Here is a 12,821-nt window from a genome sequence, read left to right on the forward strand (position 1 = left end):
ACAAATAGCCACTTCCGGCTATATTCTTAGGTTTGCCTACCCTACAGTTCCTTGCGTGGGCATCTTCTCCGAAAGCCCATGGGGGCTTCGTTCCCCGAGACTTTTCCCCAGAAAGCAGCTCCTTAATGAAGATCCGCAACCGCGCCCTGGCCGGCATCGCACTCGCCGCCAGCGCCGCCCTTGGCCTGTCCGCCTGTGGCGGCAGTGGCACCCCCGCAGCCACTGGAACATCTGAAGCAGCAGAGTCCGGCGGCATCACCGTATACAACGCCCAGCACGAGAGCCTGACCAAGGAATGGATCGACGCCTTCACGGCCGAGACCGGCATCAAGGTCACCATGCGCCAGGGCTCGGACACTGAGCTGTCCAACCAGATCATCCAGGAAGGCGCCGCGTCCCCGGCGGATGTGTTCCTCACTGAGAACTCCCCTGCCATGACGCAGGTCGAAAACGCGGGCCTCTTTGCCGATGTTGACAAAGAAACCCTCGAGCAGGTGCCCGCAGAGTTCGTTCCCTCCACCAGCAAGTGGACCGGCATCGCCGCCCGCTCCACCGTCCTGGTGTACGACAAGAACAAGCTCACCGAGGACAAGCTCCCCAAGTCCATGCTTGACCTGGCCAACCCGGAGTGGAAGGGCAGGTGGGCTGCTTCGCCCACCGGCGCCGACTTCCAGGCCATCGTTTCGGCACTGCTCGAACTCAAGGGCGAGGCCGCCACTGAGGAATGGCTCAAGGGCATGAAGGAAAACTTCAAGGCCTACAAGGGCAACAGCACGGCCATGAAGGCAGTCAACGCCGGTGAAGTGGATGCAGCCCTCATCTACCACTACTACTACTACGGTGACCAGGCCAAGACCGGCGAGAACTCGCAGAACGTCGCTCCGTACTACTTCAAGAACCAGGACCCGGGCGCCTTCCTGTCCGTCTCTGGCGGCGGCGTGCTGAAGTCCTCCAAGAACGCCGAAGCTGCCCAGCAGTTCCTGAAGTTCATCACCGGCAAGAAGGGCCAGGAGGTCCTGAAGAACGGCACTTCCTTCGAGTACGCCATTGCGTCGGAGGTTGCCGCCAACGACAAACTGGTTCCCATCAAGGACCTGCAGGCCCCGGCGGTTGATGCAGCCAAGCTGAACTCCACGAAGGTCACCGATCTGATGACCAAGGCCGGACTCCTCTAATACCGTGAGCACCGATCTATCGGCTCCCCCATCAGGGAAGGGCACGACGACGGCGGGCCGGGGCAAGCAGCCCCGCCCGCCTTTCGGCGTTTCAGCGGTGTCCGTCCTGGCCGTACTGATCGCCGTCTTCTCCCTCGTGCCCCTGGGGTACGTGGCATACATGACCGCGGCAACCGGGTGGGACACCGCCGTCGGCCTGATTTTCCGGCCAAGGGTGCTCGAACTGCTGCTTAACACGCTGCTGCTCACCGTCATTACGGTGCCGCTGTGCCTGCTCCTGGGGGTGGCCGGCGCCTGGCTGGTGGAACGCACAACGCTGCGCGGGCACCGGATCTGGGCAGTGCTCCTGGCCGCCCCGCTGGCCATTCCGGCCTTCGTCAACAGCTACGGCTGGGTCTCGGCGGTGCCGTCCCTGGGCGGCCTGGGCTCCGGCGTCCTCATTGCGACGCTCTCCTACTTTCCCCTGGTGTACATTCCTGCTGCCGCGTCCCTGAGCCGGCTGGACCCCGCCATCGAGCAGTCGGCGGCGGCGCTGGGCCTGGGCAACTGGGCCACGTTCTTCCGGGTGGTACTCCCGCAGCTCCGCATAGCCATGACCGGCGGCGCCCTGCTGGTGGGGCTGCACCTGCTGGCTGAGTACGGGGCATTCGCCATGATCCGCTTCGATACCTTTACCACCGCGATCATGGTGCAGTACCAGTCCACGTTCAACGGCGCCGCGGGCAACATGCTGGCCAGCGTCCTGGTGTTCTTTTGCCTGCTCCTGCTGCTGGCCGAAGTCCGCAGCCGCGGCTCGGCCAGATACGCCCGCGTGGGGCCCGGGGCGCAGGCCAAGGCCCTGCGGCTGCCGCTTCGCGGATACCAGCTTCCCGCGCAGACTTTCCTGCTGGCACTGACCCTGCTTGCCGTGGGGCTTCCCCTGTTCTTCGTCCTGCGCTGGACTGCCCTGGGAGGCGCGCCCGTATGGGCGGCTGCGGAGTTCCTTCCCGCCCTCACCACAACCCTGGCCTATGGGCTTGCGGGCGCGGCCGCCACCGCGGTTGTGGGGTTTCCGATGGCCTACCTCGCCGTCCGCCACCCCAGCTGGTTCAGCAAGTCCCTGGAGCTCTCCAACTACGTCACCAGCTCAATGCCTGGCATCGTGGTGGGCCTGGCCTTTGTCACCGTTAGCATCCGTGTGGTTCCGGGCATCTACCAGACCGCCGGCGTACTGGTGGCGGCCTACGTGCTGTTGTTCCTCCCGCGCGCCCTGGTGAGCCTGCGGGCAGGGCTGGCCCAGGCACCCAAGGAGCTGGATGAGGCTGCGCAGTCCCTGGGCAAGCCGCCGCTGGCCGCGTTCCTCCAGGTCACCCTGCGGCTGACCGCGCCTGCCGCTGCCGGCGGCGCCGCCCTGGTTTTCCTTGCCATCACCAACGAGCTCACCGCCACGCTGCTGCTGTCCCCTAACGGGACGCGCACCCTGGCCACCGAGTTCTGGAGCAAGAGCAGCGAGATCGACTACGCGGGAGCCGCGCCCTATGCGCTGCTGATGATCCTGCTCTCGGCACCCATGACGTACCTCCTTTTCCAACAGTCCAAGAAAGTGGCCGGACAGTGACAGCACAATCCACCTCACGGCTGCCGGAGCCAAGGATCGCCCCGTCCGTGGCAGCCAGCACCAACACGCACCTGGAGATCGCGGGTGTCACCAAGAACTTCGGCTCGCAGGACGTCCTGCGGGGGGTGAACCTTTCGGTGGCCAAGGGCGGAACCACGGCAATCGTTGGTCCCTCCGGATCGGGCAAAACCACGCTCCTGCGGCTGATAGCGGGCTTCGAGCACCCGCTGGCCGGCAGCATCGCGCTGAACGGCAGCACGGTGGCCGGCGATGGTGTCTGGGTGCCGGCGCATAAGCGGAAGATCGGCTATGTGGCGCAGGACGGGGCACTCTTCCCGCACCTGACGGTGGCCCAGAACGTGGCGTTTGGACTGGATCCGGCGAAGCTCCCCAAAGGCCGCCGCGGCGTCGCCGGCAGGGTGGGTGAACTGCTGGAGATGGTGTCCCTGGATCCGGAAATGGCAAAGCGCCGCCCGCACCAGCTTTCCGGCGGGCAGCAGCAGCGGGTGGCCCTTGCCCGCGCGCTGGCACGCGAGCCCGAACTGATGCTCCTCGATGAGCCGTTTTCCGCCCTTGATGCCGGCCTCCGGGTAGCCACCCGCAGGGCTGTGGCCCAGGTCCTGGCCGAAAACGGGCGTCACCACCATCCTGGTAACCCACGACCAGGCCGAGGCACTGTCCTTCGCCGATCAGGTGGCGGTGATGCGCGGCGGGAAACTGGCCCAGACAGGCAACCCCTTTGTGGTGTACACCCGCCCGGCCGACCGCGCCACCGCAGAGTTCCTGGGAGACGCCGTCATCCTCGACGCCTGGATGGAAGGTTCCCTGGCCACGTGTTCCCTGGGCGGCATCCCTGTCCGCCGGCCGCCTGCCCAGGGCCGGGTGCAGCTGATGCTCCGGCCCGAACAGATCCGGATTGCCGAGGACAGCCCCATCCGCGGCGTTGTGGTGGACACAGACTACTTCGGCCCGGAAACCACCGTGCGGCTGAAGCTGGCGCTTCCCCCCGAACTTGCCGGCCGCGCAGACCACCGCTACCCGGGCGGCGGCGAGATCATCACCATCCGGCACTGGAACGCTTCCATCGCACGGCCCGGAATGGAGCTGTGCCTGCGGGTGGTAGGCGAAGGCGTAGCCTTCCCCGTCGAACCCTGACCGCGCTGCGCCTCAGCGAATTCCCGCGAGCGGTGTAACCGTGCCGCTGTTGACGCCCACGCGGCCTCCCGCCGCGGTGAGGCGCACCTCTTTGGCTCCCGACGGCGGGAAGACGAGTGAGGTGAGGCTCTGCCTGCCACCATCCACAAAAACTTCCACCGAGGACCTGTCTACATAGGCCGTCAGGCGGACGGCGGCCCTTCCCGGACCGTCATCTGATGCCTGGATCTGACGGTACGTGTCGCGCCCCGCGGCTTTATCGCTGCCTGGGTCAGGACGCGGCCCGCCGGCAACATCGTCGCCGTCCCTGGCAACAAAAGCTTTGCCAGTCGCAAAGTCATAGCCAACAGTGGCATACGTCCTGCCGCCGCTTTGCAGGAGCACACGGGCTTCGCCCGTCCCCGATTCCGGCGTCCCAAGTTCAACATCCACCTTGAACGCTCCGCTGGCCGGAACGGACAGCGCCTCGCCAGACCCCTCCCGGAGCATTCCCGCCGGAATCTGCGTCGGGGCACCCTCCAAGGACTTGAGGGCAGGGGTGGGCGTGGACACCAAAGCCGGCCGCCCGCCGTCGGACTCCAGCCGGATGTCCCGCACCACCGACGCCGCGCCGAACCAGTCCTTGGTGGGCAGCTCGCGGGCGTAGGCCCAGTTGTTCATCCACCCGATCGCGTGCCGGGAGGACTTGCGCTGCCCGTCGGTCAGCCGCGGGTCGTCCCAGGTCACGGCGGCGTAGAAGTCCGATCCGGCGTCGAGCCATTGGTGGTCACCGTCTGCCCTGAATCCCTTGCCGTCCCAGCTTCCCGTCCAGTACGCCAGCCCGGTGCTCCGGCCTTCCGCGGCGCCGTTGGCACTGGCAGCCAGCACCCAGGTCCGCCGGGAGGGATCACCGTCGATGTCCAGCTGGAAGAAGTCCGGGCATTCGAGGATGCCCAGGCCCTCGCGCTCAAAGCCGGATACGTACTTCCACTGCTTCAGGTCCTGCGACGTGTAGAAGCCGATTTTGTGGCCCTCGGCAAGCAGCATCAGCCACTGGTTGTTGGCCTCGTCCCGCACGATCCGGGGATCGCGCCAATGCTCCGCGCCGGGATTCTCCATCACGGGATTCCCGTCGTAGCTGGTGAAGCTGTACCCGTTGTCCGTGGAGTAAAACAGGGATTGGCGCTGGACGCCGTCGTGCTGCTGGGTGAGGATCGCCACCACCGCGCCTTTGCCGAAGCCGGCAGTGCCTTCGGTGTCCACGACGGCCGACCCGGTTTCAATGTCCCCCAGCCCGTTACGGAACTTGGGGATGGCCACGCCCTCGTTCTTCCAGTGGACCAGGTCCGCGCTGGTGGCGTGGAACCACTCGGTGCCGTTCCCTTCCGGGTAGTCGGCGTTGTAGAGGTAGTAGTAATGCCACAGGCCGTCCAGGTAGAACGGGCGCTGCGGATCGTTCATCCACCGCTGCCCGGGGGTGAGGTGGTAGAGCGGGCGGTACCCGGGGTTCCCGGCAGGAGCCTCCAGTTGGGCCGCATCGGCCGCAGGCCAGGTCCGTTCCTCGCCCAGGTCCGCGAGCAGGGCATCCCGGGCTTCGGAACTGATGCATTCCGGAAGCTGCCCGGACCCCGGATCCTGCCGCACGGCGTCGGCTGTGCTGCTGCGCAGGAAAACCTGGCCGTCCACCCGGACCCCAGCCAGCCAGCCGGTGCCGCACTCGATGCTGCGGACATCCTCCGCGCCCTCCGCCGGTACGTCCTTTCCGTGGTCCGCCAGCGTGCGGTCGTTACCCTTTAGCCACAGCGAGGCGTAGGCACCGGTCTGCTCCCGGGCGGCGGCCTGGGCAGCTGCGACGCTGCCAAGGACCCGGCCGGCTTTGGCGCCTGCCCCGGAGCCGGCGTTGCCGGACAGGACCAGGGAGAGGACCACCACCAGGGCGGCAGCGGCTGCCGCGACAGCCCACCACAAGGGGCGGCCCCGGAAAGTGCGGCTGGAAATTTTGAAGGGTTTGCGGATCATGGGTATCGTTCCGTCGCCGAACACACAAATGCCGCCCCCGGATGAGGAGGCGGCATCAGCGCAAGTGAACCATCAACCCTACCCGTTCAAAGGCCAGGACCCAATTACTGTTACATCCCGGCAGGCCGCTTCTTCTGCGGGTACGGCGCCTCGCCGCGGGCCAGCATCTCAACGAACCCGGCAATTTTCCGTTCGCGGGTGGCAGCCTGCTTCACCGAGTTGGTCCGGTAGATCAGGGCGAAGCGGTTGGTTTTGGTGAGGACGTCGAACATCGCCTGGGCGGCCGGAACGGCGGCGATGGCGGCCGCCAGATCTGCTGGAACCTCGGCCGTGGCCTGCCCGTCATACGCTTTGTCCCAGCGGCCGTCTTCCTTGGCGGCGTTCACGGCTGCCCAGCCGGCGTCTGTCATCCGGCCCTCAGCGTCCAACCGGGCCACATGGCCCACGTTCCGGGCGGACCACGGGCTTTTGGGACCCCGGGGCGTCATCCGCTGCAAGGAAGTTTCTGCGTCCCGGCTCTTGCCCTGGCCGTCGATCCAGCCGAAGCACAGCGCCTCATCCAGCGCAGCCGCATAGTCCAGCGCCGTTACCTGCCCGCCCTTTTTGTGCAGCACCAGCCACACGCCGGGGCTGGTCTTGTGGTTCTCCTCCAGCCAGCCACGCCACGCGGCGGCGTCCGGCACCAGCAGTTCCTCGAGTTCAACGGCCATGGCCCTATTCTGCCTGTGACCCGCGAGGGCACAACCCCTCCCCGGCGGACACCCGGCGTGGCACCATGGCCTTACGCCCGCTTCACCGAACAAGAGGAAAGACCATGCTGCGTGTCCGTCCGCTCCATTTCACGTCCAGGACCGATGTCTGGGAGCTGCTGCTCACCGAGTTGGGCATGGTCCGCAGCGAAAACGAGCCCGGGTGGCAGGTCTTCGACGCGGGTTCGGGCCGCCTTGCCCTCCACGCCGTGCCGGACGGAGCAGCCGAGGACGGAACCACCGCGTTCGCAGTGGAGGTGGGCGACCTTGCGGAGTTCGCCCGCCGCACCAACCTCTCAGCCCAGGATGTTGGAACCAACCCCGCGGAAATCATCACGGCGGGCCACGGCGAAACCTGCCGGATCACCGCACCGGACGGATTCACTTTCCTGGCTGACAAAGCCGTCCACATGGCCCTGTGCGTCGATGCTGACCCGGCCCTGGCGGTCGTTGGCGTGTGGTTTACGGAGGATCCCGCCTCGGCAAGCCGGACCCTGCAGCATGTTGGCGCCCGTCCGCGCCCCGTTCCCGACGCGGACGAAACCGCCGATTTCACGGCCAAAAACGGAGGGGTGCTTCTGGTGCGTCCGGCCGCGGGTCCGCCCCGGTCCGGCTTGGGTTTTGAGTACGACGGCGGCCTGGAACCATTGCGGGCACGCCTCGCCTCCGCGGGGTTTGAGGCAACGGTGACGGAGGAGGCCTTTGGCAGCACTCTCCACGTGGCCAATCCGGATGCCGGGTCCGGCGCGGACCACGTGCCGGCCGCGGTGTGGGTCTCTGGGCACCGTCCCATGGGGTAGAACTTAAGCATGAACGTGCGCACACCTGACCCGAATCCCGGCTGGCTCTCCGAAGAAGACCTTTTTGAGGCGCGCGGGCGGCTGCCCATGGTGTACGTGGAGGCTGTGCCGGTCCGGCTCGATCCGCTGGGTTTCGTCAACGAAGTGGGAACCCTGCTCCAGGCCGACGAGGACGGCACCATGGTCCGTTCGCTGGTGTCCGGGCGCGTCATCTACCGCGAAACCATCCGGGCAGCCCTTCTCCGGCACATGGAAAAGGACCTTGGCCCGCTGGCGTTCCCGCAGCTGCCCATCAGCCCCGTTCCCTTCACGGTGGCGGAGTACTTTCCTGCCCCGTCCCAGACCGGCTTCACCGATGAGCGGCAACACGCCGTGTCCCTGGCCTACGTCATCCCGGTGACGGGCGAATGCGAACCGCGCCAGGACGCCCTGGAGCTGACCTGGATGACCCCCGCGGAAGTCCTGAGCCCCGGCGTTCAGATGGAGTTCACCGGCGGGCGCGGCGGCCTGATCCGGCAGGCGCTGGCCTTCGCGGGCGTAGGGTTCTGACACCCTCGGCAGCACCCGGCGTCCCCGACTTCCGGTGCCCTCCTTTGTAGACTGTAGGGCGGACCGCAAGAGAACTTAAGGACTCCCATGACCGAAACACCAGCCGCCCGGAACTACAGCGAACAGCAGGCTGGATCTCTGACCACCGGCAGCCACATCCTGCTGCCGGACGGTGAGCGGACAGCGGAAATCCGCCAGGTTGAGCTTGAGCAGGACGATTTCGGCGCGCCCGCGCTGGTCCTCGCCAGCCTGTCCGGCGGAGGCACCTTGCGCATCGCCGTGGGCACGTCGGTGACGGTGGTGGACGCAGTGCTCGACGGCGTCACCCAGCTTCCGCTGCAGGCCATCCCCGCCGGGGTGGCCGGCACCGCCGGGGAAACGGGACCCGTTAAGGAGGCCGGGCTGAAGCAGCCCGGCGGAGAGCCGGCTGGGGCACCTGCGGCTCCCGCCGTCGTCGTGCCACCCCTGCCTGCCGTCCCGCCGGCGGCCACCGGCCCAGGCGAGGAGGAACTGGCCCTGATCCCGGCGCCGAAGGGGACGCCGGAATCTGTGGTGGAAGCCGCGGCCGAAGCCCACCCGGATGCGGAAGGCGTGCTGCTGCTGGCCGACCGGCTGGCGAAGGGGGTCAACTTCAAGTCCGGCAGCTGCCTGAAAGACCTTAGCGACCTCGCCCACGAGCTCTTCATCACCCTCAAGGATGCGGACGGTTCCCTGGCCGTCGCGGACCTGCTCAACGTCCTGCCTTATGACGGGAACCCGGGCCGGTGGGCCTCCGTGGAAGCCTCCTTGGCTCTGTCCAGCTACATCTGCCGGCAGAACGGCCAGGAAGCGCGGGCCGAGGTCTACGAAAAGCTGCTCCGCACCCCGGAAAACCAGGAAACGGACCCCTTCAAGGCCCGGATGGCCGCCAAGGTGCGGCAGCGCTCGCTCAACGAGCCCAACCTGTATGACAAGGAAATTTTCCGGTCCATCGATAACGCCAACCACGATGCAGAGCGCGAATGGCGGCTGCTGCGGCTCGAATCCCTGTTGTTCCTGCGGGCACACGGAGGTTCGGAGACCATCCTGCCCGGAGAGCTCGAGCGCCGCATCAGCAACGAACTTGAGGCCGTCCGCTCCTGAACTCCAGGGTGGACAAATACCCCCTACCCGGCGTCGGGCAGGGATTGTACATTCGGGGCTATGACTAACAATCTGAGCGTTGTGATCAATGCTGACGCGCCGCAGGTCTGGACGATGCTGCGCGAACCGTCCAAGGTGGCCCAATGGCACGGCTGGCAGGCCGAGGACCTGGACGCCGAGATCAAGCAGATCTACTTCTCAGGGGACGAGGAGGAGTCGCCGGACCACACCAGCTTCACAGTGCACGGCGGCGACGTCTTCGAGCTCCACCCGGAGCCGAACGGGACGCGCGTCAGCATCACCCGGGCAGCGCTGGACCATAATTCGGAATGGGCCGCCTGGGATGAAGACATCACCCAAGGTTGGCTGACCTTCCTGCAGCAGCTCCGCTTTGCCCTCGAACGCCATCCACACGGCAAGCGCCATACCCTGTTCCTCCAGGTGCCCGGCGGCCCGGGTTCGGCGGTCGAAAAACTCGGCCTTTCGGACGTTCCTGCCCCGGGCAAGGAGTACACGCTGACCTTGCCCACCGGCGAGGAGATCTCCGGGAAGGTCTGGTACCGGAGCAACCACCAGGTGGGGCTCACCGTCCACAGCTACGCGGAGCATGGCGACGGCCTGTTGATTGTGGCCGACCAGCCAAAGATTGCCGATGTCCGGCCCGAGGGCGGCTCGCTGGTCATTATTTCCACCTACGACCTGGGCGCGGCCAGGGTCGATGCGATCCGCTCGTCCTGGGACTCCTGGCGGGCTGAGAACTACCCCACAGCGGAACCGGTGAGCTGAGGAGCCAGCCCCATTTGCTGGCACACTGGTACGGTGCCAGCCAACCCTGCTTCCGCTTCGTCCCCTTCTGCCCCGGCGGCTGCCCCCGCCGGGGAAACCGCGCTGCATGGCGCGTTGTCCCGGCAGTCCGAGTTCGGCTTCCGCCTGGGTTCCCGCCTCGCGGAGGCGTGCCCGCCGTCCGCAGCCCAGGTTTCGGCCAACGGCGGGGAATTCCTGGGCCGCACCGGCACCATCACCACGCCCCACGGTGAAATCCGGACGCCCGCGTTTATCGCTGTGGGGACAAAGGCCACGGTGAAGGCCGTCCTGCCCGAATCCATGGCGGACCTTGGTGCGCAGGCCCTGCTGGCCAACGCGTACCACCTGTATCTGCAGCCCGGGGCGGACATCCTCGATGAGGCCGGGGGCCTGGGTGCCTTTATGAACTGGTCCGGGCCCACTTTCACGGACTCGGGCGGATTCCAGGTGATGAGCCTGGGGTCGGGGTTCAAGAAGGTCATCGACATGAAAACTGTTTCTTCCGCGGACGCGGCTGTTCCCGACGACGCCGTTGCCCCCGGCAAGGAGCGCCTGGCCCACATCGACGACGACGGCGTCTGGTTCAAATCGCACCTGAACGGCGATAAACACCGTTTCTCCCCCGAAATCTCGATGCAGGTCCAGCATCAGATCGGTGCGGACATCATGTTCGCCTTTGACGAGCTGACTACCCTGCAGAACTCCCGCGGCTACCAGGAGGAGTCGCTGGAGCGCACGCGGCTGTGGGCGGAGCGGTGCATCACGGAGCACTTCCGGCTGACCGGCTCGCGGGTGGGAAAGCCGTACCAGGCCCTGTTCGGCGTGATCCAGGGCGCCCAGTACGAGGACCTGCGCCGGAAGGCGTGCCGGGACCTCGGCGCCATGCCGTTTGACGGATTCGGCATCGGCGGAGCCCTCGAGAAGGAGAACCTGGGCACCATTGTCCGGTGGTGCAACGAGGAGCTGCCCGAGGACAAACCGCGCCACCTGCTGGGCATCTCCGAACCGGACGATATCTTCACTGCCATCGAAAACGGCGCTGACACCTTCGACTGCGTCTCCCCCACCCGGGTGGCCCGCAACTCTGCGTTCTACACGCCGCAGGGCCGCTTCAACCTTTCCGGCGCCAAGTACAAGCGCGATTTCGGCCCGCTCCAGGACGGCTGCGACTGCTACACCTGCACGCATTACTCACGGGCCTACATCCACCACCTGTTCAAGGCCAAGGAGATGCTCTCCGCCACCCTGATCTCCATCCACAACGAGCGGTTCGTGGTGAAAATGGTGGATGACGCCCGGCTGGCCATCGAATCCGGCACCTTCTTCGAGTTCAAGGCCGAGACGCTGGGCCAGTATTACTCCTAGGCATGCGCCCCCGCCGGTTCCGATATCCTGACCCCATGCCCATAGAGATCCCCGCCGCAGAAGGCACCGCCCAAGCCCAGGTGGCGCGTCCCTCCACCGGCACCGGCCCCTTTCCCGGCGTCATCCTCTACATGGACGCGTTCGGCCTGCGCCCCCGCATCCAGGACATGGCCCAGCGGGTGGCCGATTGGGGCTATATCGTCCTGGCACCGAACGTCTTCTACCGCGAAGGCAAGGCTGCCGAGCTCGCTCCCGTAACGGACATGACCACGCCGGAGGGCAGGGAAACCGCCGGCAAGGCCGCCTTCCCGCGGGTGGGGCGGCTCACTGCGGACAGGGCAGTGGCTGACGTTGACGCGTGGGTCAAGGCGCTCGGCGGGCTCGACGGCGTAGCGCCGGGTCCGATCGGCGCCTTCGGCTACTGCATGGGAGCCAGGCTGGCCGTCCGCACCGCCACGGCACGGCCGGATGTGGTGGCAGCCTGCGCTGGATTCCATGGCGGGGGACTGGCCACCGACGCTCCGGACAGCCCCCACCTCGGACTTGCCCACGCCCGCGCCCGGTTTGTCTTCGGCCACGCCGACCATGACCCGAGCATGTCTCCCGACGCCGTAGCCCGGCTGGGCGAGGCGCTCCAGTCGGCGGGCCTTGAGGCGTCCAACGAGATCTACCCCGGAGCCTCCCACGGCTATTCCATGGCGGACACCTCGGCCTTCCACGCCGAGGCCACGGAGCGTCACTTCCGGGAGCTGCGGGCGCTGCTCGACGCCACCCTCAAGGGCTAGCTACGCGCCGTAGCTCGGTTCGCGCTTTTTGACCCAGCCGATCACCAGGGAAGTGACCGGCACAAAAATGAACTCCACCAGGGTCTTGTACACGAAGCCCGCCACCACGTAGTTCACGAACGTGCCGAAGTCGGTGATGCCGATGACGGAGGCGGCGATGCTGCAGAAGATCAGGGTGTCCACGAATTCACCGGCACCCGAGGAGCCCATCAGCCGCGCCCACAGGGACTTCTCGCCGGAGCGGGCCTTCATCTTCACCAGGATCCAGGAGTTGATGGTCTGCCCGGCGAGGAACGCCAGCAGCGAGGCGAGCACAATCTGGGGAACGGGGCCCAGGGCGCCTTCCAGCGCGGCCTGCTTGGACATTCCGTACTCGTCGTCGAAGCCGGGCAGGGCGATGATCACCCAGTAGCAGAGGGACGCGAAGACGGACAGCGCGAAGGCGGTGAAGATAGCTTTGCGGGCCACCTTGAAGCCGTAGACCTCGCTGATGACGTCGCCCAGGATGTATGCCAGCGGGAACAGGAAGAAGCCGCCGTCGGTAATGATGGGGCCGATCGCCACACCCTTCGACGCACCGATGTTGGACAGGATCAGCACCACGGCCATCACCGCCAGCATGATCCCGAAGTAGGGGGAACCGATGGAAGCGAACCTTGCGCCGCTGCCGGCATGAGCGGTTTGGGGCACGGCGTTCTGGCCTGGGGCTGGGGGCATGGGGA

Annotated in this window: 11 protein-coding genes and 1 pseudogene; 9 read left to right on the top strand and 3 right to left on the bottom strand. The window is 66.6% G+C overall.

What is annotated here, in order from left to right; genetic code table 11:
- The first annotated feature begins 125 nt into the window (after positions 1 to 125).
- The 3 genes and pseudogenes from QF038_RS17420 (at position 126) to QF038_RS17430 (ending at position 3,927) form a co-directional block, all read left to right on the top strand.
- A complete protein-coding gene (locus QF038_RS17420) occupies positions 126 to 1,175 on the top strand; it encodes an iron ABC transporter substrate-binding protein (protein WP_307611688.1) in 1,050 nt (349 codons plus the stop codon).
- Positions 1,176 to 1,179: 4 nt separating this feature from the next.
- Entirely contained in the window at positions 1,180 to 2,772 is a 1,593-nt protein-coding gene (locus QF038_RS17425) for an iron ABC transporter permease (protein ID WP_307611690.1), read from the top strand.
- A pseudogene (locus tag QF038_RS17430) lies at positions 2,769 to 3,927 on the top strand (ABC transporter ATP-binding protein). The gene QF038_RS17425 and the pseudogene QF038_RS17430 overlap by 4 nt, the downstream one beginning before the upstream one ends.
- A gap of 12 nt (positions 3,928 to 3,939) precedes the next feature.
- Here QF038_RS17430 and QF038_RS17435 read toward each other — a convergent pair.
- The gene (locus tag QF038_RS17435) at positions 3,940 to 5,925 is read right to left on the bottom strand and encodes a glycoside hydrolase family 32 protein (RefSeq protein ID WP_307611692.1); all 1,986 of its coding nucleotides are present in this window, start codon (positions 5,923 to 5,925) and stop codon (positions 3,940 to 3,942) included.
- Positions 5,926 to 6,035: 110 nt separating this feature from the next.
- A complete protein-coding gene (locus tag QF038_RS17440; protein ID WP_307611694.1) occupies positions 6,036 to 6,635 on the bottom strand; it encodes a YdeI family protein in 600 nt (199 codons plus the stop codon).
- A 104-nt stretch (positions 6,636 to 6,739) separates the two neighbouring features.
- Between QF038_RS17440 and QF038_RS17445 the strand changes: the two genes are divergently transcribed.
- The 6 genes from QF038_RS17445 to QF038_RS17470 all read left to right on the top strand — a co-directional run bounded on the left by QF038_RS17445 (position 6,740) and on the right by QF038_RS17470 (position 12,099).
- A complete protein-coding gene (locus QF038_RS17445; protein WP_307611696.1) occupies positions 6,740 to 7,474 on the top strand; it encodes a VOC family protein in 735 nt (244 codons plus the stop codon).
- Between the two features lie 9 nt (positions 7,475 to 7,483).
- Positions 7,484 to 8,023: an NUDIX hydrolase family protein gene (locus QF038_RS17450; RefSeq protein WP_307611698.1), complete on the top strand. Its 540-nt coding sequence runs from the start codon at positions 7,484 to 7,486 to the stop codon at positions 8,021 to 8,023.
- 87 nt (positions 8,024 to 8,110) lie between these two features.
- Positions 8,111 to 9,145 carry a DUF6707 family protein gene (locus QF038_RS17455; protein ID WP_307611700.1) on the top strand — a complete coding sequence of 345 codons (1,035 nt, stop codon included), beginning with the start codon at positions 8,111 to 8,113 and terminating at the stop codon, positions 9,143 to 9,145.
- A 60-nt stretch (positions 9,146 to 9,205) separates the two neighbouring features.
- Complete coding sequence (locus QF038_RS17460; RefSeq protein WP_307611702.1) at positions 9,206 to 9,931, top strand: SRPBCC domain-containing protein; 726 nt, start codon at positions 9,206 to 9,208, stop codon at positions 9,929 to 9,931.
- 33 nt (positions 9,932 to 9,964) lie between these two features.
- Positions 9,965 to 11,314: a tRNA guanosine(34) transglycosylase Tgt gene (gene tgt, locus QF038_RS17465; RefSeq protein ID WP_307611704.1), complete on the top strand. Its 1,350-nt coding sequence runs from the start codon at positions 9,965 to 9,967 to the stop codon at positions 11,312 to 11,314.
- Positions 11,315 to 11,349: 35 nt separating this feature from the next.
- A complete protein-coding gene (locus tag QF038_RS17470) occupies positions 11,350 to 12,099 on the top strand; it encodes a dienelactone hydrolase family protein (protein ID WP_307611706.1) in 750 nt (249 codons plus the stop codon).
- Here the strand turns inward: QF038_RS17470 and QF038_RS17475 are convergent, their stop codons facing one another.
- Positions 12,100 to 12,816 (bottom strand): queuosine precursor transporter, encoded by a 717-nt coding sequence (locus QF038_RS17475; RefSeq protein ID WP_307611708.1) that lies wholly within the window; start codon positions 12,814 to 12,816, stop codon positions 12,100 to 12,102.
- Positions 12,817 to 12,821: the final 5 nt, after the last annotated feature.

The organism is Pseudarthrobacter sp. W1I19 (assembly GCF_030817835.1).
Classification (GTDB): domain Bacteria; phylum Actinomycetota; class Actinomycetes; order Actinomycetales; family Micrococcaceae; genus Arthrobacter.